This window comes from Streptomyces sp. NBC_01428 (assembly GCF_036231965.1).
GTDB lineage: Bacteria > Actinomycetota > Actinomycetes > Streptomycetales > Streptomycetaceae > Streptomyces.
In genome coordinates this window covers 4,131,535-4,156,228 of record NZ_CP109499.1, presented here as the reverse complement: position 1 = coordinate 4,156,228, position 24,694 = coordinate 4,131,535, and the positions used below count along the sequence as shown (strand labels likewise).

The 24,694-nt window shown below is 68.4% G+C and carries 24 protein-coding genes; 14 read left to right on the top strand and 10 right to left on the bottom strand.

The genetic code is table 11. The features are described 5' to 3' along the window. Positions 1–2: 2 nt before the first annotated feature. From OG406_RS17965 to OG406_RS17955, 3 genes are all read right to left on the bottom strand, one after another. Positions 3–305, bottom strand: coding sequence for a hypothetical protein (locus tag OG406_RS17965; RefSeq protein WP_081218755.1), 303 nt, complete (start codon positions 303–305; stop codon positions 3–5). A 354-nt stretch (positions 306–659) separates the two neighbouring features. Beyond that, positions 660–1,703 carry a hypothetical protein gene (locus OG406_RS17960; protein WP_329186639.1) on the bottom strand — a complete coding sequence of 348 codons (1,044 nt, stop codon included), beginning with the start codon at positions 1,701–1,703 and terminating at the stop codon, positions 660–662. Next, on the bottom strand, positions 1,691–2,347 hold the full coding sequence (locus OG406_RS17955) for a hypothetical protein (RefSeq protein WP_329186637.1): 657 nt from the start codon (positions 2,345–2,347) through the stop codon (positions 1,691–1,693). Before OG406_RS17955 ends, OG406_RS17960 begins: the two co-directional genes overlap by 13 nt. A gap of 465 nt (positions 2,348–2,812) precedes the next feature. Here OG406_RS17955 and OG406_RS17950 point away from each other — a divergent pair, with 465 nt between their 5' ends. The 13 genes from OG406_RS17950 to OG406_RS17890 all read left to right on the top strand — a co-directional run bounded on the left by OG406_RS17950 (position 2,813) and on the right by OG406_RS17890 (position 16,471). After that, positions 2,813–3,460: a hypothetical protein gene (locus OG406_RS17950; protein WP_164369654.1), complete on the top strand. Its 648-nt coding sequence runs from the start codon at positions 2,813–2,815 to the stop codon at positions 3,458–3,460. Between the two features lie 158 nt (positions 3,461–3,618). After that, positions 3,619–8,229 (top strand): DUF6531 domain-containing protein, encoded by a 4,611-nt coding sequence (locus OG406_RS17945; RefSeq protein ID WP_329186635.1) that lies wholly within the window; start codon positions 3,619–3,621, stop codon positions 8,227–8,229. 11 nt (positions 8,230–8,240) lie between these two features. Next, positions 8,241–8,981, top strand: coding sequence for a hypothetical protein (locus OG406_RS17940; RefSeq protein WP_329186633.1), 741 nt, complete (start codon positions 8,241–8,243; stop codon positions 8,979–8,981). Further along, positions 8,974–9,360: a hypothetical protein gene (locus OG406_RS17935; RefSeq protein ID WP_329186632.1), complete on the top strand. Its 387-nt coding sequence runs from the start codon at positions 8,974–8,976 to the stop codon at positions 9,358–9,360. Before OG406_RS17940 ends, OG406_RS17935 begins: the two co-directional genes overlap by 8 nt. 416 nt (positions 9,361–9,776) lie before the next feature. Further along, the gene (locus OG406_RS17930; RefSeq protein ID WP_164369584.1) at positions 9,777–10,499 is read left to right on the top strand and encodes a hypothetical protein; all 723 of its coding nucleotides are present in this window, start codon (positions 9,777–9,779) and stop codon (positions 10,497–10,499) included. Between the two features lie 20 nt (positions 10,500–10,519). Further along, a complete protein-coding gene (locus OG406_RS17925) occupies positions 10,520–11,407 on the top strand; it encodes a hypothetical protein (RefSeq protein ID WP_164369585.1) in 888 nt (295 codons plus the stop codon). Beyond that, positions 11,404–12,714, top strand: coding sequence for a CpaF family protein (locus OG406_RS17920; RefSeq protein WP_164369586.1), 1,311 nt, complete (start codon positions 11,404–11,406; stop codon positions 12,712–12,714). Before OG406_RS17925 ends, OG406_RS17920 begins: the two co-directional genes overlap by 4 nt. A gap of 107 nt (positions 12,715–12,821) precedes the next feature. Beyond that, complete coding sequence (locus tag OG406_RS17915; RefSeq protein ID WP_164369655.1) at positions 12,822–13,751, top strand: type II secretion system F family protein; 930 nt, start codon at positions 12,822–12,824, stop codon at positions 13,749–13,751. Continuing rightward, positions 13,748–14,671, top strand: coding sequence for a type II secretion system F family protein (locus OG406_RS17910; protein ID WP_267051548.1), 924 nt, complete (start codon positions 13,748–13,750; stop codon positions 14,669–14,671). Before OG406_RS17915 ends, OG406_RS17910 begins: the two co-directional genes overlap by 4 nt. A 90-nt stretch (positions 14,672–14,761) precedes the next feature. Continuing rightward, positions 14,762–15,013, top strand: a complete 252-nt coding sequence (locus OG406_RS17905; RefSeq protein WP_081218765.1) for a hypothetical protein — start codon at positions 14,762–14,764, stop codon at positions 15,011–15,013. Positions 15,014–15,111: 98 nt separating this feature from the next. After that, entirely contained in the window at positions 15,112–15,492 is a 381-nt protein-coding gene (locus tag OG406_RS17900) for a TadE family protein (protein WP_203658796.1), read from the top strand. Beyond that, complete coding sequence (locus OG406_RS17895; RefSeq protein ID WP_329186630.1) at positions 15,489–15,935, top strand: TadE/TadG family type IV pilus assembly protein; 447 nt, start codon at positions 15,489–15,491, stop codon at positions 15,933–15,935. Before OG406_RS17900 ends, OG406_RS17895 begins: the two co-directional genes overlap by 4 nt. A 74-nt stretch (positions 15,936–16,009) precedes the next feature. Then, complete coding sequence (locus OG406_RS17890; RefSeq protein WP_266849451.1) at positions 16,010–16,471, top strand: TadE/TadG family type IV pilus assembly protein; 462 nt, start codon at positions 16,010–16,012, stop codon at positions 16,469–16,471. A gap of 157 nt (positions 16,472–16,628) precedes the next feature. On the opposite strand, the gene OG406_RS17885 is transcribed toward OG406_RS17890, so the two are convergent. The 7 genes from OG406_RS17885 to OG406_RS17855 all read right to left on the bottom strand — a co-directional run bounded on the left by OG406_RS17885 (position 16,629) and on the right by OG406_RS17855 (position 21,304). Further along, positions 16,629–16,970 carry a hypothetical protein gene (locus OG406_RS17885; RefSeq protein ID WP_081218768.1) on the bottom strand — a complete coding sequence of 114 codons (342 nt, stop codon included), beginning with the start codon at positions 16,968–16,970 and terminating at the stop codon, positions 16,629–16,631. A gap of 32 nt (positions 16,971–17,002) precedes the next feature. Then, positions 17,003–17,632 carry a hypothetical protein gene (locus OG406_RS17880; RefSeq protein WP_329186628.1) on the bottom strand — a complete coding sequence of 210 codons (630 nt, stop codon included), beginning with the start codon at positions 17,630–17,632 and terminating at the stop codon, positions 17,003–17,005. A gap of 13 nt (positions 17,633–17,645) precedes the next feature. Beyond that, complete coding sequence (locus tag OG406_RS17875; RefSeq protein WP_267051550.1) at positions 17,646–18,107, bottom strand: DUF4279 domain-containing protein; 462 nt, start codon at positions 18,105–18,107, stop codon at positions 17,646–17,648. 8 nt (positions 18,108–18,115) lie between these two features. Beyond that, positions 18,116–18,532, bottom strand: a complete 417-nt coding sequence (locus tag OG406_RS17870) for a DUF4279 domain-containing protein (RefSeq protein WP_164369592.1) — start codon at positions 18,530–18,532, stop codon at positions 18,116–18,118. Between the two features lie 14 nt (positions 18,533–18,546). After that, a complete protein-coding gene (locus tag OG406_RS17865; RefSeq protein WP_443067085.1) occupies positions 18,547–20,136 on the bottom strand; it encodes a putative adhesin in 1,590 nt (529 codons plus the stop codon). A gap of 105 nt (positions 20,137–20,241) precedes the next feature. Continuing rightward, complete coding sequence (locus tag OG406_RS17860; protein ID WP_164369593.1) at positions 20,242–20,445, bottom strand: DUF397 domain-containing protein; 204 nt, start codon at positions 20,443–20,445, stop codon at positions 20,242–20,244. A 7-nt stretch (positions 20,446–20,452) separates the two neighbouring features. Beyond that, positions 20,453–21,304, bottom strand: coding sequence for a helix-turn-helix domain-containing protein (locus tag OG406_RS17855; protein ID WP_329186626.1), 852 nt, complete (start codon positions 21,302–21,304; stop codon positions 20,453–20,455). 378 nt (positions 21,305–21,682) lie between these two features. Here OG406_RS17855 and OG406_RS17850 point away from each other — a divergent pair, with 378 nt between their 5' ends. Next, the gene (locus tag OG406_RS17850; RefSeq protein ID WP_329186624.1) at positions 21,683–24,679 is read left to right on the top strand and encodes a BTAD domain-containing putative transcriptional regulator; all 2,997 of its coding nucleotides are present in this window, start codon (positions 21,683–21,685) and stop codon (positions 24,677–24,679) included. Positions 24,680–24,694 lie beyond the last annotated feature (15 nt).

Here is a 24,694-nt window from a genome sequence, read left to right as displayed (position 1 = left end):
CCTCAGTTCCCCTTCTTCTTCGGGGCCTTGAGGGATTCCGCGAGATCCAGGTCCAGCTTCTCGAAGGACTTCCCGATCTTGTCGATCATCTTGATCGCGCCCTGCGTGTGCTTCCCGAGCTGCTTGATCCCGTAACCCCAGTCGTCCGCGAAGTCGTGCACGTCGTCCACGAGACCGCTGTCACCGACGACCGAGCCGTCGGTACCGCGAAGGGTGCGGCGTGCGGCGTCCACGCGGTCGGTGACGGTGGAGAAGGTCTTCCGCAGATCCTCGAAGATCGTTCCTTCGAGCCGCAGGTCACTCACGATGGTCGCCCCCGTTGCGTCCGTGAAGGGATCGCCTGGACAGGTCCGCACAGATCTCGCGGCGGAGGTGTCGATGGAGCCCGGCACCTTCGGATGTGACGATCACCGCGGCGATCCTACTTACTGGCGTCTGCACGCAAACAGCGTGGGACAGGGTGCGATGTTGTTTGGGATGCGCATGGGCCTGAGTTTGCATCGACTTGGTGATGTGGTGATCTTTCCGTGATTCCGGATCGCGAAGTGGGATGTCGTCTCCGACGTGATGCGAGTCCGCGGCCTCTGGGCGAAACGCCCCGTCGTCGCAGGTAGGGGCCCGCTCCATGTGGTCGGCTCGGAGCAGGCCCCCGCACTCCATCAACGGTTGACGGACTGGATCTCCTGGACGGTCACGTCCTGGGTCGTCCCGAAGGTGCCGTCGGGCAGGTCTCCGCCCGCGCCGCCGCTGCCGGTCCAGTTCACGTCCCAGGTGATGGTCGCCCTGAGCTGGTACGTCCCGTTGCCCGACGAGCGCAGGTACTTGATGCCGCAGGGCGGTGTCTCGTGGGCCTTGCCCTTGGCGAACGGCGCACCGATCGAGTCGTCGTCGTTCAACTGGCACTCGCCCGAAGCGGGGAAGGTCTCGGCGTCGGCCGTACCCGGCTCCAGTTTCAGCGAGGCGGGCTTCGCGGTGGTCGTCGCGGAGATGTTGAGCCCGGCGACGTCGAGAGCCGCGGTGACGGAGACCTCCTTGAACGTCGCCTTGTCGAGCCAGGCCCAAGTGGGGAGGTTGACCTTGGTGACGTTCTTGGGGGCGAGGGTGACTTTGGTGTCGGGAACCTTGATCCTGCTGTAGGCGAGTTGGGCAAGGATCTCCGGCGTCACAGCATTCTTCACGTTCGGCGTGCGGCCGTTCTCCACCCAGAAGGTGGCCGTGTCGCAGGCGAAGGCGGCGGGATCGCCAGACTCCTCGCGGTCCTTGTCGCGGACGGCGTCCCACCACATGCCCTTACCTGTCTGGGACTTGTTGAAGTCCTTGTAGGGCTCGCCGTTCTTGTAATGCTCCTTGGCGAGGTTGTACGCCTCACCAACGCCACTGGCATTGGGGATGTCCCAGTCCTTCTGGAACTGCTCGGCGAACTCAGCCGGCGACCACTTGGGCTCGTACCAACAGGCAGGCGGAGACCAGTTCCCCACAGGGGCGAAACCGCCGGAATGCGCGCCCTTTGTATCGCCTACTGAGCCGCTGAAGACGATCCGAGACTCCAGGGTCTTACCGCTGTCCTTCTGGTTGTTGCCTTCCACATCGAACTGAGAGCCTCCAGGGCCCTTGGCGGCGAAGGCGACATCTGGCGCACAGAGCAGGCAGACGATCGTGAGCGCTCCGGCGGTGAGCGTGCGCGTCCGGATCACTGAACGCATGTCTTGCTCCCCCGCACCGAGGTACCGTCCGAGGTCTGCCAGACACCCGCACCGTTCTTCTCCAGGCGCGTGTTGTACAGAACGAACCCGTCCTTGCCGGCTGAGGACCTGTCGACCTTCTTCGTCTTTCGGTCCTGGTTGTATGCCTTGCTTTCATCTGCGCAGTACGAAACGCCCGCAGACTTGTTGTCGAAGATTTCGACCTTCGGCCGGTAGTAGCGCGTGGTTCCGGTGTAGGTGATGCCTGCGTCCAACCACTTCTGCACCCACTGGGTAGACGATGTCAGGGCTTTGCCCTTGTAGTAGAAGGTCATGCCAGGGGTGTCGGATGTGCCCTTGATGATGGCGTCGTTCGTAGCCGTCTGGGCGTGGCCGGCGTCGGCGAGGACTGCGTCCTTCGTCGCGTCGCCCGTCTTCCAGCTCTCGAACTCGTCCTTCACCCCGTTGGGCAAGGTGATTTCGGGGCGATCGGCGCCGGTTGTGCTGCTCGCGCTAGGGGAAGCGGCGGATGCCGTGGCACCGGAATCCGCCCCCGCGATCTTGTCATTCCCCTTCGAGCTGTCGTCCCCGCTGCCGCAGGCTGTCAGCAGGAGTGCCGCGGTCGCGGCGAACGCGGCAGCAACGGGCAAAGAGCGGCGCTTCACAGTGGACTCCCCGTGAGACATCAGTTCAACCAAGTCAGTCAAGGGCAACGACGGTATCCGTGGGGCTGTTGGTTTCGCCAGGAGGTACTTCCCCGGGGATGGGGATGAACGGGGGCAATTGACAGCCATCTGGGCGTCTTCCCAGCTCCGAGCGGCCCACCGTGCGTCAACTGCGTGATCCCTCCACAGATCCGCCACGCTCTCGACACGGCCGGCGGGCGGGGTCCGGAGCCGCCGCCCGGGTGCCGGGCCCCGCCCGTGAGCGTCGCCCCCTTCGCAGGAGTGAGCACCGGCTACGTCAAGGCGGCCCGCCCCGGTGGCTCGACTCGTACGCCTCCCACCCCCGCCCGATCCCCACCTCGTACCCTGACCCAAGCCGCCGGTCCGAACAGAGTGGCGAACGGGCGCCGGTCACGGCGAACGGTGAACGACGAACGATCGACCACGACCCCGGGGGACACAGCCATGGCCCGCTACATGGAGACGCTCACCATCGAGCGCGGCGGATTCCGGATCAAGGTGCCGGAGTCGTGGTGGGAGTTCGACGTGCGGCCGGAGTCGCGGGACGACTCCATACGGCGGATGGTCAGCGAACGGATCGACGAGCGGCCGGAGTTGGCGCAGTACCGCGACACCTACACCGCCTTCCTGCGCAAGGCCGCCGCCGACGCCTGGAAGTCCGGTGCCCTGTACTGCGGCTGCATGGCGGAGTCGTTCGGTGGTGACACCCCGATCACCGGATCGGTCACGGTGTCGATCGTCGGCGGGCGCTCGCAGACCGGCGAGCCGCTCTCCACCGACCCGCAGGCCATCGCCGGCCAACTCGCGGTGCGGGAGGCCAAGAAGGAGGGGGACGCCTGGCGCAAGGTGACGACCGTCGAGATACCCGGCGTCGGTCCCGCCGCGCGGACGTACGGGATCGAGGACATCGCCGTACCGGACGACAGCCTTCAGCGCACGATCCGTGCCGTCCTCATGCAGACGTTCATCCCCGTGCCCGGCCAGGAGGGCAAGGTCGCGCTCGTCGCCGGGAGCAGCCAGGTCCTCGACCTCGCCGACTCTTTCTTCGACATCTTCGACGCCATCACCTCCACCTTCCGCTTCGCGGCGTAACGCCCCGGCCGCCACCCCCGGGTCCGCCCCGACGTCCCTTCCTCGCCTCGCACACATCCAGTAACTTCGCTCATGCATACGGGTGTTGTTGGTGTCGTTGGTGGTGTTGCTGTCACGGGGGTTGCGGCATGGCAGGGAATCGGCCGGGTGACTGGCATGTGCTGGATCTGGAGAGGGATCCGACGCCGGGTGATCCGGATCGGGTGCGGCATCTCTCCAGGAATCTGCATGACTTCGCCGATGACGTGGGTGATGCGCTGCGTCTGATCAAGGGGATGGCGGCCGAGGACACGGTTCTGCAGTGGGCGGGGAAGTCGGCGAAGGCTTTTCAGGACGAGTTCGCCGGTGTGCCGAAGCAGTTGAAGAAGTTGAAGAAGTCGTACGAGATGGCGGGGGATGCCCTGGCTGCGTACTGGCCGAAGTTGGAGCGGGCGCAGGCGCTGGCGGACAAGGCGTTGGCGAAGGGGCGGGATGCGCAGTCCGATCTGACGTCGGCGAAGTCGCGTTTGTCGTCGGCTGATTCGTGGGTGGCGCGGGCCGGCAAGGAAGCGGACAAGTACAAGGACGATCCGACCGGTAGCAAGAGCGGTGCTGAGAAGCCGGACGAGGCGAAGGTGCGCGCTGCGACGCGGGATGCCCAGCATGCGAAGTCGGCGCATGAGAGTGCTCAGTCGGATGTGACGACGGCGAGCAATGCGCTGGATGCGGCGAAGAAGATGGCTGCGGATGCCCGCGCGATGCGGGAGGAGGCGGCGCGGGACGCGAAGTCGAAGATCGACGAGGCGTCGGATGCGGGGATTCACAACCGGAAGTGGTGGGAGGAGGTCGGGGACTGGTTCTCCGACAACTGGGACACCATCGTCGCGGTGTGCAAGGTCGTCGTCGCCGTGCTCGGCATCATCGCGATGATCATCGGAGGGCCGATCCTCGGTGCGATCGTGCTGATCGCCGCCCTGGTCGTCCTGGCGGACACCCTCAACAAATATCGCAAGGGCCAAGCCGGTCTACTGGACGTCGCCTTCGCCGCCCTCGACTGCATACCCGGCGGCAAGGGCATCACGTCCCTGGGCAAACTCGCCAAAGGCATGAAGACCTTGGGCAAGGGCGGGCTCAAGGCCATGGTGAAGGGTTTCGGGAAGGGGCTGAGAAGAGAAGCCGACGACGCCGTGGCAAGGAGCAAGCCGGCCAAGGGGCGTTGTGAGGGTGGCGATCCCGTCGACATGGTGTCCGGCGAGATGTTCATGGAGCACACCGATGTCCAGCTACCGGCCCTTCTCCCGCTGGCGCTCCGTCGCACACACGTGTCCACCTACACCTCTGGGCAGTGGTTCGGACCTTCGTGGGCGTCAACGCTGGACGAACGACTCGAACTCGACAGCGAGGGCGCGCTGTTCGCCGCCGAGGACGGAATGATTCTGGTGTACCCGGTCCCCTCGCCGGGATCGTCGGTGATGCCGTTGGAGGGACCACGCTGGCCGCTGGACTGGGATGGAGGGCCGGATGCACCGCTGCGTGTGACGGATCCGGAGTCCGGTCACGTCCGGCATTTCGCCCCCGTGGCTCAGCCGATTTCCGCCGAGCAGGCCTTCACTCTTCCGTTGGCTGCCGTGTCGGACCGCAACGATCACCGCATCGACATCGACCGCGACCCCTACGGCGCTCCTGTCGCGGTACGTCATTCCGGTGGATACCACGTGGATGTCGACACAGCCGGAGGCCGTGTCGTGAACCTGCGCCTCAGGGATCCGGAAGGGGGAGAGACAGGGACGGCGCTTCTCGCCTTCGGCTATTCAGACGGCAACCTCACCGAGATCCACAATTCGAGCGGGCTGCCCTACCGGCTCGCCTACGACGACCGAGCACGCATCACCTCGTGGACCGACCGGACCGGGGCCTGGTATCGCTACGAATACGACGAGCAGGATCGATGCACGCGTGGCGAAGGCGTGAGTGGTTTTCTCGACTGCACCATCGCGTACGACACGGAAGCTCGGGAGACTCGATTCACCAACTCGTTGGGTCACACAACTCTCCACCGGTACAACGAACTCCTCCAGCGCACGGAAGTCACTGATCCGCTCAGCCGTACCGTGCGCACCGAGTGGGACCGTTACAACCGACCACTGTCCCGAACCGATGAGCTGGGTCGCCGCACCTCGTTCGTGTATGACGCGCGGGGAGACCTCGCCGGCATCACACGGCCTGACGGCCTGCAGACCTCAATGGAGTACGACGAGCTGAACCTGCCGGTTCGCGTCGTGGAGGCGGACGGTGCCGAGTGGAGTCAGGTCTTCGACGTACGAGGTAATCGGCTCAGTGTCACGGATCCGGCGGGTAACACCCAGCGGTACCTCTACGACGGGCAGGGGCGTCGGACAGGATGGGTCGATGCGCTGGGCCACGTCAGCACCACGAGGTGTGACGCGCTGGGCCTGTCGATCGCCGAGACGGATGCACTCGGACACACGACGCACGTGGAGCGGGACGCGTTCGGTCGCATAGTCCGCGCCGTCGATGCCGCAGGCAACGTCGAGCTCATGGGATGGACCGTCGAGGGCGCCCCGGCCTGGCGTACAGCTGCGGATGGAAGCCAGGAGAGCTGGCAATGGGACGGCGAAGGAAACCTGGTCGCCCACGTCGACGCGGCTGGAAATCGGTCCACGACGCGAACGGGCCCATTCCACCAGCCCGTCGTACGTACCGATCCCACGGGTGCCGAGTATCGGTTCACGTACGACACCCAGGTGAATCTGATCAAGGTGACGAATCCCCAGGGCCTGTCATGGGACTACGCCTATGACGAGACGAACCGGCTCACCACCGAGACGGACTTCGAGGGTCGCACGCTGACGTACACGTACGACGTGGCGGGACGGTTGGCCTCGCGTACCAATGGTGCCGGAGAGCGGGTCGTTCTGTCGCGGAACGAACTCGGCCGGGTGGTCGAAGAACGGAGCGCCGACGGGGGCAACACGTTCGTCTACGACCCCATGGGACGTCTCCTCCAAGCCGTCGGTGCCGACAGTCTCCTGGAGCGGGCCTACGACGCCGGCGGGCGCCTGGTGCGGGAGTCGATAGACGGCGCAGTGACGTCCTACACGTTCGATGCCATGGGCCGTCGCATCGAGCGGCGCACCCCGAGCGGGATCGTCTCCACCTGGAGTTACGACGCGGTTGGCAGGCCGGAATCACTGAACGCGGCCGGTCACCTGATGGAGTTCACCTTTGACGCCCTCGGTCGGGAACTGGGACGCGGGCTGGGGCCCGGAGCCGACCTGAGGCAGACCTGGAACGCTGTTGGGCGTCTCACAGGTCAGTCCATCGTCGGCAGGGGACCTTCAGCCGAGACGACGATTCAGCACCGTTCCTTCAGCTATCGCGCCGACGGTCTTCCATCGGGGATCGACGATCGCACTACGGGCCGAAGCGCGTTTGACGTGGACCGCGATGGCCGAGTCACAGCCATCCGTGCTCGTGACTGGACGGAGACGTACGCATACGACGACCTCGGGAACATTCAGAGGTCATCCGTACCCACGGACAGTCCGGCACGGGCGGAGAGGCAGTACACGGGCAACCGGCTGATCAGGTCCGGGCGTACGACGTACGAGTACGACCGACAGGGGCGGCCCGTAAGAACAGTGAAGCGGTTGCTCAACGGGCAGAGGCACGTCTCGACGTATGCCTGGGACGCCGAGGACAGACTCACCGCGACCGTCACCCCCGAGGGCACGACGTGGCGCTATCGCTACGACCCCACGGGACGGCGCAGGGGTAAGGCACGTCTGGCGGCCGACGGTTCGGTGGTTGAGGAACTCCAGTTCACCTGGGACGGAACCAGGGTCGCGGAACAGATAGACGGAACCGGTCACGCAACGTCGTGGGACTACTTCTCGGGCACCTATCGACCGCTGACGCAGCTCGACCACGGGCCGTCGCGTCGGCCCGCCGAGGGCCCCTCCCGTCAGCGACATGAAGCAAGTGTCCGCTTCCACGCCGTCGTCAGCGACACGGTGGGCACACCGACCGAACTGGTCGACAGGGACGGGAACGTGGCGTGGCAGCGGAGCAGCACGCTATGGGGCCGGACGAAGCATTCCTCCGTAGAGGCCGACTCGGATTTCTGGCCAGGGCTGGAGTGCCCTCTGAGGTTTCCAGGACAGTACGCGGACCCTGAGACCGGCTGGCACTACAACTACGCGCGGTACTACGACCCCGAGAACGCGCGATACGTGAGCCCGGATCCGTTGGGACTCGCTCCGAGCCCCAATAACTACGCGTATGTGTCTCATCCGTTCCTTTTCACGGACCCCTTGGGGCTCATTCGCAACCCCGCAACCGGCCGCTATGCCGTGGATCCGAATGCGCCCGCGACCACCCATAACCGGTCCTCGGAATATCCCCATAATTATTGGGATTCCACGCACGAAGACATGGTCACGCGATTCACCGACGAGGGCCGCGCGGCGGGGGGCTGGCCCGTGGACCGGAATAACAACCGTGTTCCGAGGGATCAGCTCACCTGGCGTAACAATGCGGGTGAAGTGATTCCGGGAGATTCGACGATCCTGACGTACGACCATAACCCGCGAGTTGTGGAGCACTACAACGAGACCGGCTATAACAGCAGTTATGCCGATCGGGAGACTTGGTACAATGACACAACCGATATGGAGCCCATGACGCGCGCAGATAATGGCCGTGACGGCCAGCGGGCGCCGCGGTATCGGCAAGATACCGGACCGAATTATTCGTGCAGGGGTGCTTGAGGGAGGGATCGATGGATCCGGCCGCTATCGTCTCAAATTTTCCGGGTGTCGAGGAGCTGTCCGGGGTGCCGGAGGCCTGGCACTGGTCACCCGTTCCGGGGCTCGATTTCGCAGCTGCGCTCAGTCAGGATCGCCGTACCCTGTTCCAGGTGAACGCGCGCGATTCGTACGATGAGGATTTGGTGAGTTCTCTCCTCGTGTCGGCTCGCGAGTCGGGACCTCAGATCGTGGCAGCAGGTGCTCCGCTGATTGCAATTCCCGGCTTCTCTCATCGGGGTAGAGCGTTCGATGTGCTTGGGGTCGCCGGTCCAGGAGTTCATCGGTACCACGAAGTGCAGAAGCCGGAACTACAGAAAGTGACCTGGGCCGTATTTCCTGGATATGAATGCGAGTTCGCCCACCCTGACAGGTACTCGCTGGAAGACGCTCGCGAGAGTTTCATCCGATTTCTCACTCCGGCCAACCTCGAGCGCTCGCCGGCACCGTTCCTCAGGGTGCGTTTCGACAATACGGTGACCAAAGGTGGCACGGATGGGCCGGATGGGGTGTTGGTCGCGCCCAAGACGCTCCACCGTGAGCTGACATTGCTCGACGGTGCTCCCGGAAGTTTCGTCGAGTTCGAGAATTTCCGCGGGCAGAACTTCCGAGTGGAGTGGGACGGGAGCTGGCTTCTTCTCGGGGGTGAAGGGGGAGCGCGCCATCTTGGGCTCGAAGAGCTGCTGCAGTTTGCGGCAGAGGCGTTGAATGGCTGATGTGCGGCTGCGGGTCACCGTCGAGACCGGTGAGGCCTGGGACGACCCCGACGAGAACAGGATCCAGCGTCTGTACGCCGGGCTGAATCTGAGGTGTCGGTTTCTGATCATGGAGCGGCCCGCTGAGTGCGACGACGGACAGACGTACCTTCAATTGGCCCTCAACGACGACCTCACGATGGTGATCGAGCACAGAGAGGGTGGACCCGAAGCGCACTACCGCGCTGAAGTGCACCTTCCGGCGGAACACGGCGGTGACGAGCTCGTCGCGCCGGTGTTACTCGGCTGGGCCGCCGGGCGCAGTGGATGGCGTGGTGCTCTGAACTGGGTGCATTGGGACACGGTCAGGGAAGCTCCGTGGAGTGACCTCCGGGACTGACCGCTCGCGCCCTGGTGACCCGTCCCCCATGTGGCTGAAACCCCCACCCCCGCCCGCTCTCCCCGTGAGCACCTCGTGCAGGCCTCGTGCACGGTCCGTGACGAGGGGGGCCCGGGAGGGGGTGGGGTGGATTCGCTGGCGCACAGGTCGGAGGGGGGTTCGATCGCCGGGGTCAACAGGGAACCGCGGGGCTGTGGTTGCGCGTCGGTAACGTCGAGTCGGCTGTTCTCCGGGTGTCTTGACGCGCCTTGAGGGGCTTATGTGCGGCTGATACGGTGCCATGGCCTGACACTCGCTCCAGCGTTGGCTATCAGGCCAGGTCGGGCGGTACGTCCCGTAAAGGGGCACGGGGGCGAAGTGTCCAGTTTGGCACGTGAATTGGCAGACATTTTCTTGGGTGTACGGGGAGCGGTTGCGTGAAGATCCAAGAGCGTACGGGGGCGGGCAACAACCGTTCCGCCTCGTCGGCTCACCCGGTGATGGGCGACCGTCTTCCCACGCCGCCTCGCGAGCGCAAACCCGCGCTGGCCGCACTCGCCGTGCTCCTCATCCTCGTCGGCGCCCTCGGCGCCACCATGCTGGTGCTGCGCGCCGGTGACCGCGTCGAGGTCGTGAAGGTGACCAGCGACATCCAGGCCGGTGACTCCGTGGGCAACCACGTGAAGTCGGTGCTGGTCGCGGACGACGCCGGCATCAACTACGTGAAGTGGAACCAGCTCGGCGCGCTCAAGGCGCTCAAGGCGAAGTCCACCATCTACGCCGGGACCCTCGTCATCGGTGAGATGTTCTCCAACGGAGCCACCGTTCCCGCCGGCAAGGCCTCCGTGGGTGTCTCCCTCAAGGAGGGGCAGTACCCGACGGACATCAAGACCGGTGACACCGTCGCCGTCTACCGGGTCGGTGACGACACCTCCAGCAGCCGGAGTTCGGCCGGCGCCTCCGGATCGAGCTCGTCCGGCGCGGACGACGGTCCGATCGTCGACAAGGCCAAGGTCCTCTCCGTGAAGACGAGTTCGGACGCGACGATAAGCAGCACCAACCTGCCGGTCACGCTCCTCGTGGACATCGGGGACGCCGCGGCTGTCGCCCAGGCCTCGTCGGCCGGCAAGGTCGCCCTCGTCCTCGTTCCCGGCAACTAGAGGCGAGTGAGTAGACAGTCATGGCGCTCATCGCCCTCGCCGCAGACAAGGGTTCCCCCGGAGTCACCACCGCCGCGGTGGCCCTCTCCGCGGTCTGGCCCCGCCGCGTCCTGCTCGCCGAGACCGACCCGGCCGGCGGCGACCTCGTGTACCGCAGCGCGGCGGCCCACGGCGGCCCGCTGAACCCCAACACCGGCATGCTGTCGATAGCGGCCACCGCGCGTCGCGGGCTCGTGCCCGACCAACTCTGGGACCACGTACAGCCGTTGAGCGGGGGACTCGAAGTCCTCGTCGGCCTCGGCATGGCCGAGCAGGCGGCCGGACTCGCCGGGCTGTGGCCCACTCTCGGACGGGCCTTCGCCCACCTCGCCGACTCCCCGAACGCGCCCGCCGACGTCATCGCCGACTGCGGCCGGATCAGCGGAGACACCCCGGCCGTCGAACTCTTCCCGCACGCCGCCCTGGTGCTCCTGCTCTCCCGTACCGAGCCCGAGGCCATCGCCCGCGTCCGCGACCGCGCCGCCGCCCTCTCCGCCAAGCTGCACGGCGGCCCGCGCGGCGCCGGGAGCCTGGCCACCCCGCTCATCGGTGTCGTCCTCATCGCCGACCCGGGCGACTCCGCCAAGCTCGTCCACCAGGTGAACGACATGCTCGTGGCGGCGCAGACCGGTGCGCGCGTCGTCGGCACCCTCGCCGACGACCCCGCCGGAGCCGAGCAGTTGGCCGGACGACGGCGCGGACGCCTCGACAAGTCGCTGCTCATCCGCTCGGCCCGCAAGGTCACCGCGGACCTCTACCAGCAGTACGGCGCCGCCTGGTCCGTACCCGCCGAAGGACCCCACGGCTCCCAGGGCCCGCACGGATCCGCCGGGCCGCACGGGCAGCCCGCCGCCGGAGCCGGACGATGACCGCGGTCGACCACCAGCTCGTCAAGCGGTTCCGGCAGGACGCCGGTGACCGTATCGCCGAGCAGCGGCGCGAGGACCAGGTCCGCGGCGTCACCCCGATGTCCAACGAGGACGAGCGGCACTACGCGCGCGCCGTCATCGCCCAGATACTCGAGGACCACGCCCGCACCGAGATCAACCTCGGCCGCACCCCGCTCGACGCCGAGACCGAGGAGCAGTACGCGGCCGCCGTGCACGCCGCGCTGTTCGGCGTCGGGCGCCTGCAGCCGCTGCTCGACGACACGGACGTCGAGAACATCGACATCAACGGCCACGACCAGGTCTTCATCGGTTACGCCGACGGCCGGGAGGCCACGGGCGATCCCGTCGCGGAGAACGACGAGGAACTGATCGAGCTGATCCAGATCCTCGGCGCCTACTCGGGCCTGTCGTCCCGGCCCTTCGACTCCGCCAACCCGCAGCTCGACCTGCGGCTCCCGGACGGGTCCCGGCTCTCCGCCGTCATGGACGTCACCCGCCGGCCCGCCCTGTCGATCCGTCGCGCCCGGATGGGCAAGGTCTTCATGTCCGACCTGGTCGGCAACGGCACGCTGGCCCCCGAGGTCGCGCACTTCCTCGCCTGCGCCGTCCGCGCCCGCAAGAACATCATGATCGCGGGCGCGACCAACGCGGGCAAGACGACGCTGCTGCGCGCCCTCGCCAACGAGATCCCGCCGTACGAGCGTCTCATCACCGTCGAACGCGCCCTGGAACTCGGCCTCGACACCTTCGCCGACCTGCACCCGAACGTGGTGGCCTTCGAGGAACGGCTGCCCAACTCGGAGGGCCAAGGCGCCATCACCATGGCCGAGTTGGTGCGCCGTTCGCTCCGTATGAACCCCTCCCGCGTCATCGTCGGTGAGGTGCTCGGCGACGAGATCGTGACGATGCTGAACGCGATGTCGCAGGGCAACGACGGCTCGCTGTCCACGATCCACGCGAACAGCTCCAGCGAGGTCTTCAACCGCATCTCCACGTACGCGCTCCAGGCGAACGAACGCCTGCCCATCGAGGCGAGCCAGATGCTCATCGCGGGCGCGGTGAACTTCGTCGTCTTCATCCAGCGCCGCAACGAGTACGAGTCCGGCGGCCGGCTCCAGCGCATGGTGACCTCCGTCCGTGAGGTCAACGGCGTCGACGGGCGGGTGCTGTCCAGCGAGGTGTTCGCCGAGGCCCCCGACGGCCGGATCGTCCCGCACGCGCCCATCGCCTGCCTCGACGAGCTCATCGCGCAGGGCTACCGGCTGCCCGGCAGCGGGAACTGGTGACGACGATGACCCTCACGACCACCATCGCAACGTCCGCCGCACCACCCGTCACGACGACCGGGAGCAAGGACATGACGTCCCTCGCGGCGCTCGACTCGCTCGGTTCCATGGGCGGTCTGTTCTCCACGACCATGCTGTACGCGCTCGGCTGCGGAGTGGCCGTCGGCGGCGGCCTCGCGCTGTTCGCCGTCGCCGTCCGCGGACTGCCGGCCAAGCCGGAGCACGAGAAGCAGAAGGCGACCGAACGGGCCAACGAGCTGATCAGGTTCGTCGGTCAGCGCGGTTCCGTCGCGGCGATCGCCGGGCTCGTCGTCCTCCTCCTCACCCGCTGGGCCGTCGCCGGAATCGCCGCCGGCATCCTCGTCTTCTTCTGGGACAAGCTCTTCGGAGGCGCCTCGGAGGAGCGGTCCGCGATGCGCCGCGTGGAGGCCCTCGCCTCCTGGACCGAGTCGCTGCGCGACACCATCGCGGGCGCGGTCGGCCTGGAACAGGCCATCCCCGCCTCGGCACGCGCCTCCGCCCCCGTCCTGCGCCCGCACCTCGACGCCCTGGTCGACCGGCTGCGCTCGCGCACCCCGCTGCCCGAGGCGCTCCAGCAGCTCGCCGACGAGATCGACGACGCGTCCGCGGACATCATCGTCGCCGCCCTCATCCTCAACGCGAAGCTGCGCGGCCCGGGGCTCCGGCAGGTGCTCGGCGCCCTCGCCAAGTCCGCCCGCGAGGAGGTCGACATGCGCCAGCGCGTGATGGCCCAGCGCGCCTCGACGCGGCGCTCCGTCCAGATCGTCGTCGCGGTGTCCATCGCGTTCGTGCTCGGACTGTCGATCTTCAACCGTGACTTCGTCGAGCCGTACGGGACCGCGGTCGGCCAGCTCGTCCTGGCCTGCGTCTGCGGCCTGTTCGCGCTCGGCTTCTGGTGGCTGCGCAAGCTGTCCACCATCGAGACGCCCGAACGGTTCCTGGTGCGCGACGAAGCGTCCGTGCGGTTCGTACGCCCCCGTACGCCGGCTCCTGGTGATGAGGCGGTACGCCGATGAACCTGACCATGCCGATCGTGATCGGCGCCGTGCTCGGCCTGGGCGTCTACGCCCTCGTCCGCGCCCTCATGCCGTCGCGGCGCAGCGCCGTCGCCCAGGTCGCCCGCATCGACGCGATGCGGGCCCGCGGGGCGGCGTACGAGTCCGCGCACCACGGGCAGCAGGACACCGGACGGCTCGCCGGACTGCGCGCCCAAGTGGGCGCGCGCGTCTCCGACTTCTATCTCCAGCAGGGCTGGGAGCAGCGTTCGCTGCGCGCCGACCTGGCCGTCCTGGACCGGAGTTGGGAGAGGTTCCTCGCGACGAAGGTGCTGCTGGCCGCGGCCGGCGTGTTCTTCGGGCCGCTGCTGTTCGCGGTCGTGTGGACGCTCGGCTTCGGCAGGAGCCCGATCATCCCGGTCTGGCTCGCGCTGCTCTTCGCGGTCGTCTTCTTCTTCCTGCCCGACCTGGAGGTACGGCGGGACGCGGTGGACAGGCGGCGTGACCTGCGGCGCGTGATCGGCGCGTACCTGGACCTCGTGTCGATGAGCCTGGCGGGCGGCCGGGGTCTGCCCGAGGCGCTGATGGCCGCGGCCGAGATCTCCGACGGCTGGGCCACGCAGCGCATCCGCAACGCGCTCGCCGACGCCCGGATCACCGGCATCAGCCAGTGGCAGGCGCTCGGTTCGCTCGGTGAGGAACTCGGCGTCGAGGAGCTGAAGGACCTGTCGGCCTCGCTGGCGCTGGTCGCGGACGACGGCGCCAAGGTGCGCGAGTCGCTCGCCTCGCGCGCCGAGACGATGCGGCACCGCGAGCTGTCCGAGATCGAGGGCAGCGCGGGCGAGAAGTCCCAGTCGATGCTCGTGGCCCAACTCCTGCTGTGTGCCGGCTTCCTGGTCTTCCTGATCTTCCCGGCGGCGATGCGCGTGTTCCAGGTCTGACCGTCGAGCGTCCGTACGTCCGCGGTACCGAAAAGCGTCCCATCTCGTCGCCAGCCGACCACCGAAACAACTCCGAGAGGACAACTCACCATGAACGGACGGAACTTCAACACCGGGATCCCGGGGGTGGACTTCCTGATCACCTTCCTCCAGGGCCGGGTGCAGCGTGCCCGCTCCGGCGAACTCGACCGGGGTGCGTCCGCGGTCGAGTGGGTCATCATCTCCGCCGTCGTCGTCGCGATCGTCGGCGTCGTCGCCGCGATCATCAACGCCGCGCTGAGCGACGGCGCCAACAAGGTCGGCGACTGCATCAAGGGTGCCGACGCGGGCAAGACCTGCTGAACGCGACGTAGACGGGGATTCGGGTGCGCGCACGTCAAGGGGTACGTCGCTGGGTGCGCCGCAGGGTGGAGGCAGCCTCCGCCCGCGGCGACTCCGGCATGACCGCGATCGAGTTCGTGCTGCTCACTCCGGTGCTCTTCTTCATGATCTTCGCGACGGTGCAGTTCGCGTTGTACTTCTTCGCCGACCACGTGGCGCAGGCGGCGGCGCAGGCGGGTGCCCGCAAGGCCCGCGCGACGGCGGACGCGCAGCCCGGGGCGTGGCGCGGTGACGCGCGGGACGTCGTGGACAGCTACATCCAGCAGCTCGGCCCGCAGCTGGTGCTGTCCCCGGACGTGAAACTGCTGCAGCCCGACCCGGACACCGTGGGCGTCGAGATCACGGCGAAGATCCCCACGGTCTTCCCCGGCCTGGACCTGACGGTGCACGCGCAGTCGTCGGGCCCGGTGGAACGGTTCGTGGAGGATGAGGGCCCGTGACGGTACCGAAGCCCTCGCCGGCCGCTCCACGCCCCCGGACGACCCGCCGTCGTGACGACCGGGGCCTGTCCACCATCGAGGTGGTGATCCTCGCTCCCGTGATGATCCTGTTCATCCTGGTGCTGGTGGCGTTCGGCCAACTGGTCGACGGGCGCGGTGCGTTGGACGGCGCCGCCCGGGACGCGGCGCGGGCCGGCTCGATCCAGAAGGACCACGGGACCGCGATGGCCGAGGCGCGCAAGGCGGCCGAGGCGGACCTCGGGGACATCTGCTCGGGGCCGGTCACGGTGATGCAGACCAGCGCGGGGTTCGAGCCGGACACGCTCTTCTCGGTCGAGGTGAGCTGCGAGGTCCGGGGTCTCGCGATGATCGGCCTCGACGTCCCGACCACCCTGAAGTCCAGCTTCAGCTCGCCCCTCGACCCGTTCCGGAGGACGGCATGAGGCTGAACTCCGCTGTGCATGAGGTCCATGACGCGGATGACGTGCATGACGCCCATGCCGTACGTGCCGCTCGGGTGGGCACGCGGGCCCGCTCCTGGTTCGCGGCACGCACGGCCCGCCTGGACGACCGGGGCTCGGGGGCGGGCGCGGTCATCATCTTCGCGCTGCTCTTCCTGTCCCTGTCCGCGTTCGTCATCGACGGCGGCATGTCCATCTCCAAGCGGGAACGCGCCGCCGACATCGCCGAGCAGGCCGCCCGCTACGCCGCCCAGGACATCGACCTGGAGTCCCTCTACGACAACCAGAACGGCCCCGCCCCGATCAACTCGCAGAACTGCGACGCCCGCGTGAAGGCGTTCGCCCGGGAGATGGGCATGTCCGGCCGGGACATCGGGTCCACCCACTGCGTGGCCGCGGACGCCGACCAGGTCGAGGTCGAGGTCCAGCTGACCTATTCACCGGTGTTCACGGGCCTGTTCTACGGCGGCGACGTCACGGTGCACGGGCGCGCGGTGGCGGAGAACGAGGTGGGCTGAGCCGGCCGTCGAGGCCGACTGCCCGGGAACGACGCGGGCGGAGGCGTCGGTCGAGGCCGACGGCCGGGCAACGGCGCGGGCCGAGGCGGCGTGGCCGTGCCGGTTCGCAGCCGCTCGGCCGAAACCGCCCAATTGCCCAAACTGTCCTGGGCTCGGGCTACTTGCCGCCCCCGCCCTTCTGCCCGCCGTCCTCCGTCTTCACCCCGTCCTTCACGTCCTTGGCCAGCTTGTCGTCGAGTTTGCGGAACTCGCGGACCACGGCGTCGGACATCTCGGCGAGGGCGTCGAGGGCCTGGCCGATGTCCTCTCGGCCGTCCTCCCAGCCCGACTCGAAGTCGTCCAGGGCGTCGTAGACGGTGTCGTCGCCGAGGTCGTCCTTGTAGCTCTCGAAGAGCTTCTTGGTGTGGTTCAGCCGCTTCTTGATGTCCCGCAGCCGCCCGCCGTAGTCCTCCAGCTCGCTCAACGGGAGCGCGAGGTCACTCTTGCCGCCACCACCCATGTCGGTCCCCCTCCTGGGTCCTGAGGTCTCGGTCAGACGAAGCGGAAGGTGCTGGTCACCGCGTCGAAAATGTCGTGGAACGCCTCGGCCAGGTCCAGCACGGGGCTCGCACCGGAGACGAGAACGACCTGGTCGGTGGTTCCCGGGACGGGGATGTAGGTCTGGGTCAGCACCATACGAAGGGTACGGGTGTCGCCCTGCGCGACGGGTACGTCCTCGACGCCGAACGTCCTTGCCGCGAGGCCGATTTCGGGGATCTCGACCGTGGTCACCGTGCGCCAGACGTCGCCTTCGCGTCGAGGCGTGATGGTGCGGAGGCTGTCCGCGATGGCCCGGGGGTCGGTGGACAGCGCCGCACCCTGCTTGTCCTTGGCCCCCACGACGGACACGGTGATCGTCGCCGAGAGGGGGACGCCGTCGAGGTTCTCGGCCATGCAGCCCATGTACACGGCCCCGGAGTCGTGCGCGTCCTTGGCCATCCTGCGGAGCATGGTGGCCAGGTCCGACCGGTAGGGAGCGAGCTCCGGGAGCTCACGCACCCGGTCGTCCACGAGCGCCCGAACGGTGGCGTCCCTGCCTTCGGGACGGATGTCGAACTCCCACCATGACTCCGGAACGGACAGAGAGACGCCGACCGGCAGGGCGGCGGCTGTGGCGGTCATGCGATGAGTCCTTTCACGTGGCTCGGTGCGAGCCGTCGGGGGCGGGCAGCCAGTCCAGGAGGTCCTCGGAACGTGTGGGCGGATCGGCGTCCGTCGTCAGGGAAACCGGCAGTTCGAGCTGGGCGAGACTGCTCAACGCACGGGGGGAGAGGTAGGTCCGAGACCCTCGCCGCACATGACCGCTGAGGTCGAGCCGGACGTCGTGTCCGCGCCGCTGAACTCCTCGAATCGCCTCGAGGGCAGGTGAGATCAGCTCGACGAGTTTCTCGATGGGGGTGTCGAAGCCCTGATCGGCTTCACCGGTGACCAGGACGGCCCAACAGCTCTCTCCGGGCCGGAACGCGGCACCGGCCGTCGCTTCTCGGGAGAAGGCCGGTGTGAGGCCCAGCTCTTGCGTGATCTCTCCGGGGACCAGGTCTCGACCTGTGATGAGCAGGGCGGCCTGGGGTGCGCCCCAGGTGGCGAACAGTTCCATGGGAGGTCTCACCGATCGCTGACGCTGGTCGAGATGGTCACGGGCAGGCCGAGAGCCGCGGATCTCCGGACGACATCGGCGGGCAACGTGAAAGTGGCTCCACGGCCGACGAATCCAGAGATGTCGATATGGATCTCGTACCCCTGAGAGGCCAGTTGAGAGAGTACGTGCGCGTGGGGTTCCACCTTGCTCAACAAGGTGCCGAGCTGGTCGCTGACTCCGCCCGGCATTCTGCCGTGAACCTGGACGATCCACAGGCCGTCCCGAATCGAACCCGGATTCAGGGGGTCGATTCCCGGAAGTTGGACAGTCGTCGGATCCAAGGGGATCGACCTGGAGACGAGATCGGCATCCAAGTCCGATTTGCGAATGACCAGCTTCACGGCGGTCTCGACCCAAGGGCCTTCGCTGTGGGTGTACTCCATCGAGCGTCTCTCTCTCAGAGGATTTCACGACATGCCGCCCAGTGTACATTCCCCATACCGGGTTGCAGCAGGTCGGCAATTCGCGTCCGTTCCGCGACAGTTGTGGAATTCTCGAAGACGCTGAAGTTGCCTGCCATCGACGGTGCCGGCGCCGCGAGAGTGTAGTTGGGTATGACGTCGCCCGGATGTGCCGTGTGGAGGGCGCTGCCGGGATATACGCCTGCTTCCACGGCCAGGCCGTCCAGGCCCGGCAATCGCTCGCCGTGATCCACGTAGAAGGAGAGGCTGCTCCCTTCCGGGACGGTGAAGCTGCCCGCGCCGTCCTCGAGGAATCCGTGGCCCGCGAGAACCGTCTCATCGGTCCTGCCGCCCTGGAATACACGCGTCGCGTAGTAGTGGCCCTGTTCGGAGGTGTAGCTCTTCTTGGAGAGCTGGGGATTGAGGTTGCGAAGCGCGTCCTTTATTTCCGCGGGTGACGGCAGAGGATTTCCGGATCCACGCGCCGATACCCTGCCGAGCCAGGACCCATCGAATCCACGGAACACATTGCGCGCGGAGCCGCCGAGATTTCGGGCGCTGTTCGCCAGGCCTTTCAGGCCGCCCCCGATTCCCTTCAGCGCGCCGCCGCCCAGTGCGCGCAACCCACCCGCCTTCCAGAGCTTTCCCATCTTGGCGAGGCTGGTGAAACCCTTGGTCGCCGGGATGCAGTCGAGGACCGCGAAGATGAGATCGCCCCAGCCGGCCTGGCCGTTGAGCATCTTTCTCACCGTGTCGGCCAAGACGATGAGCGCTGCCGCGAAGACGAGCCAGCCGAGCGGGCCGCCCACGATCATCACGATGATGCCGACGATCGTCACGACCCACTTGCACACCGTGACGATCTCGTCCCAGTGGTCGGAGACCCAGTCGAGGGGCTCCTCCCACCAGTGCCGGTTGTGGATGCCGGCGTCGGAGGCGTCGTGGAGCTTCTTCACCGTGCGCCGGGCGGCGTCCTCGCGCAGTCCCTTGGCGTGGGCGGCGAGCTTCTTCGCCGCGTCCAGCAGGCCCTGGGCGTCGTCGACGTCCTTCCGGGCCGCGGTCTGCTGCTCCTTGGCGTGCTGGGCGTTGCGGGTGGCACGGCGGACGTCGGCCTCGTCCGGTGGCGGAACGTCCTTGCCCCGGTTCTTGTCCGGGTCGTACGAGTCGGCCTTCGCCGTGGCCGTCCGTACCCAGTCGTCGGCACCGGTCAGGGCCTGCCGGGCGGTGGCGAGCTCGTCCCGGGCCTTGCGGCCGTCGCGCAGCGCCTTGTCCGCCTTCTCCTGTGCGTCGTCCAGGTCGGGCCAGTACGACGTCAGCGCGTCGCCCGCGAGCGTGTAGGACTTCTTGAGCTTCTTCAGCTTGCCGGGGACGTCCTCGAACTCCGACGCGAAGGAGTCCGCCGTCTTCCCGGCCCACTTCAGGACCGCGTCCTCGTTCGCCAGGCCCTTGATGTCCCGGAGGATGTGCGCCACGTCGTCGGCGAAGTCGTGCAGGGAGCCGGCGAGGCTGCGCACCCGCTGCGGGTCGCCCGGTGTCGGGTCCCGGTCCAGGTCGAGTATGTGCCAGTCCGCCGGCCTGTTCGTCACGTGTTCCCCCGTGGCATCTGCAACTTCCGCAACGGCACGTACGCAGGAACGTATCGCGCTGATCGTTTTCGCCGGAACGCCGACGGCGGCTTCGTAGAGGGGTTGTTACGCGCCCGGCGCCGTCACCGATCCGGTGCGTATCGCGTCCAGGAGGTGGCCGATGGGGGCCGGGGTCGTGGTGAGGATCGTGGTGGGGTCGTCGGACTCGCGGAGGTGGAGGGTGCTGGGTGTGGAGGCGAGTTCGACACAGGAGTCGCCGTCGCCCGGGCCGGAGAAGGACGACTTGCGCCAGTTGTGGGGGGTGTTCATCGGTGCCTCACAGCTCCTTCGCCAACCTGTGGATGAAGTCGCGGGACCGCTTGGCGCCCAGCGAAACAGCCTCCACTTTACGGAAGAGCGTTCGATAGGCGTCGAGTTGGGCTTCCGAGTCGATGAAGGCGGCGCCCTGGGGTGCGTCGCGCACGACGGTGTCGAGCTTCGGGACGCGGCCCCCGGCGTACGTCATGGCACTGGTGGCGCCGGCGAAGCCCTCCAGGTCGAAGGGGATCACGCTCAGGGTGACGTGATGCGCTTCGGACAGGTCGAGGAGATGGGTCAACTGGGCCCGGGAGGTGGCGCGGTCGCCCACCATGATGCGCAGCGCGGCCTCGTGGACCACGCCGTCGTAGGGCGTCGGGGCCGGCCCTTCGAGGATCACCCGGCGGTGCATACGGTGGCGGACGCGCAACTCGACGTCCTCGTCCGAGAGTTCCGGCACCCGGTAGGCGAAGACCGCCCGCGCGTAGTCCTCCGTCTGGAGCGGGCCGGGGACATACAGGAACTGCACCTCGCGGAGGAAGGTGGCGTGGTGCTCCAGTTCGGCGAGGTCGAGGAACGGCGTGGGCAGCAGCCCGCGGTACTGCTCCCACCAGCCCCGGATCCGCTCGGTCGCCAGGGCGGCCAGGGCGTCGGCGAACGCCTCGTCCGTGCACGCGTACTGGGCCGTGAGCCGGCGGAGCCGCTTCTCGCTCACCCCGGCGAGGCCCGCCTCGATCTGGCTGATCTGCGCGGGGTTCGCCCCGAGCAGGATGGCCGCCTCCCGCGAGGTGAGACCCGCCGCCTCGCGCAACCTCCGCAACTCGACCGCCAGACGCGTCTGCCGCGCGGTCACGTGATGCCTCAAGGCCATGGAATGCCTCTCTCAACGCGCGCGCAGGCGGGCCCGGTCGGGCGCTCAGATTACGTGATCGGCAGATGCTGACTGAGGGAGTCGGGCCGACAGGGCTTTCGAGCCACCCGCTGTGCCCGCCCGGCGGATCCGCCCCGTCACACCGAAGTGATCACCGGCTCGGGTCGCCATCCGTGCCAGTGGGGAGCGTGTGAAGGTCCCGTGCCGGGCGGGGGCAGGTGAGGGGTGCAACTCGGGCTTAGCGGGCGGGTCGTGGTGTATCGGGCGGTTCCTTTGTGCGGCCCCCTGGGCGGCCTTCGACACCCTCCTTAAGATCTCAGTAGGCTCGGTCCACCCCCCGACCTCACTGCCTCCTCACACGACCCCGGGACACCCGCCATGGCGCGACGCACCACTTCCAGCTCGACGGGCACCTCGCCGAGTCCGAGGAATCGGACGCCGCAGCCCCTGCCCCGGCGTCGCAGGACGTTCGGGGACTTCGTGAAGGCGCTCGGGGCGTTCGTCGCCCTGCTGGTGCTGCTGGTCGGCGTGCCCGGAGCGCTCGCCGTCAGCGTGGGGTGGCCGCTGCCGCACGGAGCGCCCCGGATGGACTGGCTCCAGCGTGAGATCTCCGTCAGTACGTTCATCAACGCGCTGACGGTCATCGTGTGGTTCGCGTGGGCGCAGTTCACCGCCTGCGTGCTCGTCGAGGTGAAGGCCGCGCTGTCGGGCGTCGGGATGCCGGGCCGGGTGCCGGGCGCGGGCCCCAGCCAGTTGCTGGCCCGCCAGCTCGTCGCGGCCCTGCTCCTCGTCGGCGCGGCCGCCGCCAGCTTCACCCCCGGCCTCTCGCAGCTCGGCCAGAGCCTGGAGGGCAACCAGCACGGTTCCGTGGCCGCCGCGCAGCAGACCCCGGGACTGTTCGCGCAGCAGCAGGAGCAGGCCGCCTCCAGTGCCGCCGCCCTCGCCGAGCAGGCAGCCGACGCGGCCGACGCGGCGGCCCATGCCGACGGTGCCGGTGCCACCGAGCACGGCGCCACGAAGTACTACCGGATCCAGCCTCCCGAGGGCCGGCACCACGACTCCCTCTGGGAGGTCGCGCAGCGCCACCTCGGCGACGGCCGCCGGTACAAGGAGATCTACCAGCTCAACAAGGACCGTACGCAGCCGGACGGTTCGAAGCTGTCCGAGGCCAGCCTGATCCGGCCCGGCTGGATCCTGGAGATGCCCGGCGACGCCCACGGCGGCGAGCTCGTCGAGATGCCCGACGCGGCGCCCGAGGTCTCCCAGCAGGTCCAGCAGCAGATCCACGACTACGCCAAGACGGGCGACCAGCAGCGGGGCGGCGCCGCCGGCCGGCAGAACGAGCAGGGCGACCGCGACACCGCGCACATCCACGTACCGCGGCAGCGGCCCGCCGGCGAGCAGGAGGCCGGCGGCCGGGAGCGGCACGAACCGGCCGCCGCCGAAGCCGCGCAGGCCTCGCAGGGGTCCGAGGACAGCGGGTTCACCTTCGGCCTGCCGGAGGCACTCGTCGGCGCGCCGCTGCTCGCCGCCGGCCTGCTCGGCGCGCTCGGACGGCGCCGTCGCCAGGCCCTGTGGCAGTCCGCCCTCGGCGCGGTCGGCGGGCGGCGCGGCATGGAGCCGCCGGTCCCCACCGGTTCCGCCGCGGACGCGCAGGACGCGCTGCTCGTCGGCGCCGACCCCGAGGGCGTTCGCCTCCTCGACCTCTCGCTGCGCGGACTCGCGACGGCCCTCGCCGCCGAGTCCCGCCCGCTGCCCACCGTCTACGCGGCCTGGCTCGGCGGCAACGGCGACCTGCACCTCCAGCTCGCCCAGCCCGCGGGCAAGCCGCCCACGCCGTGGCAGCTCGGGCAGGACCAGACGTTCTGGATGCTGGCCCGCGCGGACGCCGAGCAGTACGAGGAGGTCGACACGGCCGCCCCGTACCCGGGCCTCGTCAGCCTCGGCACCATGGACGACTCGCGGCTGCTCCTCAACCTGGAGGCCGTGCCCGGCATCGTCTCCCTGAGCGGCAGCGCGGCCGACCGCGCGGGCGTGTTCGCCTCTGTGGCGGCCGAGTTGGCCACCAACGGCTGGTCCGACCGCATGACGATCACGCTCGTCGGCTTCGGCGAGGACCTCACCCCGCTCGCGCCCAACCGGCTGCGGCACCTCGACGACGTCGAGGCGCTCGTCGAGACCATGGAGGCGGAGACCCGGCAGCGCCGCGGCGCCCTCGGCGCCGCCGGCCACGACTCCGTCCTCACCGGCCGCACCGGGCCCGCCCAGCACACCCGTTGGGCCCCGCACCTCGTGCTCCTCGCCACCGAGCCCTCCGCCGAGGACGCCGTCACGCTCGCCGAACTGGCCGCCGACGCGGGACGGTTGGGCATCGGCTATCTCGTCGGCACCGAGAGCGGTGATCTGCCGGGCGCCGCCTGGGAGATGGAGATCACCGGCGAGGGCAAACTGCTCGCGCCGCTGCTCGGCCTGGAACTCGACGCGCAGCTCCTGCCGGTCGCCCAGCAGCGGGCGGTCGTGGACCTGTTCGTGGAGGCCGACCCGGAGCGCGACCCCGACGGGCCGACGACCACCCCGCCGTTCCTCGTCGACATCAGCGAACAGGGACGGCCCGCCGTCTACGCGCGGCTCGTCGGCTCGTACGAGATCATCGGCCTGGAGGCGCCCGACGGCGAGCGCAGCCCCCTGCTGCACGAGGCGCTCGCGCTGCTTCTGCTGCACCGCGAAGGCGTGCACCCCCGTGTGCTGTCCGCCGCGCTGTGGCCGCGCGGTGTGACCGAGGACGTGCGCGACGCCCTCGTCGAGCGGCTGCGCGGCTGGCTCGGCGCCGACCCGGACGGCACACCCCGCCTCGGCACCGACGAGGCCGGGCGGCTCACGCTCGCCAAGTCCGTCGTCTCCGACCTCGACGTACTGCGCTCCCTCTACCACGAGGCCACGCAGGGCAAGGGGGTCGACAGCCGCGTCGTACGCGGGCGGCTGCTCACCGACGCGCTCGTCCTCGTCCGCGGCCCGCTGCTCGCCGACCGTCCGCAGGGCCGCTACGGCTGGCTCACGCACGAGATCATCGACGCCCAACTGCCGCTGCTCGTCGCGGACATCGGGCTGGCGCTGTCCGCGTTCCACCTGGAGAAGGACCGTGCGGAGAAGGCGATCGAGGCGCTGAACGCCTCGATGAACTCGGCGCCGCGCGACGAGCGCCTGTGGAACGAGCTGCTGCGCGCGACCCACGCCACGGGTGACACCGACCGGCTGAAGCGGCTCGCCGCCGACCTGGTCACCCGCAGCGGCGCGCGAGGCCTGCCGCCCCGCACCGAGGCACTCCTCGACGAACTGCTTCCCGCGTGGCGCACGGACGGGGCAGCCGTGGGGTGATCCGGTCCCGCCTCG

Excerpts from the sequence above, each read along its gene's own strand:
- OG406_RS17960 (WP_329186639.1), bottom strand. The coding sequence starts at position 1,703 with ATGCGTTCAGTGATCCGGACGCGCACGCTCACCGCCGGAGCGCTCACG.
- OG406_RS17950 (WP_164369654.1), top strand. The coding sequence starts at position 2,813 with ATGGCCCGCTACATGGAGACGCTCACCATCGAGCGCGGCGGATTCCGG.
- OG406_RS17940 (WP_329186633.1), top strand. The coding sequence starts at position 8,241 with ATGGATCCGGCCGCTATCGTCTCAAATTTTCCGGGTGTCGAGGAGCTG.
- OG406_RS17935 (WP_329186632.1), top strand. The coding sequence starts at position 8,974 with ATGGCTGATGTGCGGCTGCGGGTCACCGTCGAGACCGGTGAGGCCTGG.
- OG406_RS17925 (WP_164369585.1), top strand. The coding sequence starts at position 10,520 with ATGGCGCTCATCGCCCTCGCCGCAGACAAGGGTTCCCCCGGAGTCACC.
- OG406_RS17920 (WP_164369586.1), top strand. The coding sequence starts at position 11,404 with ATGACCGCGGTCGACCACCAGCTCGTCAAGCGGTTCCGGCAGGACGCC.
- OG406_RS17915 (WP_164369655.1), top strand. The coding sequence starts at position 12,822 with ATGGGCGGTCTGTTCTCCACGACCATGCTGTACGCGCTCGGCTGCGGA.
- OG406_RS17910 (WP_267051548.1), top strand. The coding sequence starts at position 13,748 with ATGAACCTGACCATGCCGATCGTGATCGGCGCCGTGCTCGGCCTGGGC.
- OG406_RS17905 (WP_081218765.1), top strand. The coding sequence starts at position 14,762 with ATGAACGGACGGAACTTCAACACCGGGATCCCGGGGGTGGACTTCCTG.
- OG406_RS17900 (WP_203658796.1), top strand. The coding sequence starts at position 15,112 with ATGACCGCGATCGAGTTCGTGCTGCTCACTCCGGTGCTCTTCTTCATG.
- OG406_RS17885 (WP_081218768.1), bottom strand. The coding sequence starts at position 16,970 with ATGGGTGGTGGCGGCAAGAGTGACCTCGCGCTCCCGTTGAGCGAGCTG.
- OG406_RS17880 (WP_329186628.1), bottom strand. The coding sequence starts at position 17,632 with ATGACCGCCACAGCCGCCGCCCTGCCGGTCGGCGTCTCTCTGTCCGTT.
- OG406_RS17875 (WP_267051550.1), bottom strand. The coding sequence starts at position 18,107 with ATGGAACTGTTCGCCACCTGGGGCGCACCCCAGGCCGCCCTGCTCATC.
- OG406_RS17870 (WP_164369592.1), bottom strand. The coding sequence starts at position 18,532 with ATGGAGTACACCCACAGCGAAGGCCCTTGGGTCGAGACCGCCGTGAAG.
- OG406_RS17860 (WP_164369593.1), bottom strand. The coding sequence starts at position 20,445 with ATGAACACCCCCCACAACTGGCGCAAGTCGTCCTTCTCCGGCCCGGGC.
- OG406_RS17855 (WP_329186626.1), bottom strand. The coding sequence starts at position 21,304 with ATGGCCTTGAGGCATCACGTGACCGCGCGGCAGACGCGTCTGGCGGTC.
- OG406_RS17850 (WP_329186624.1), top strand. The coding sequence starts at position 21,683 with ATGGCGCGACGCACCACTTCCAGCTCGACGGGCACCTCGCCGAGTCCG.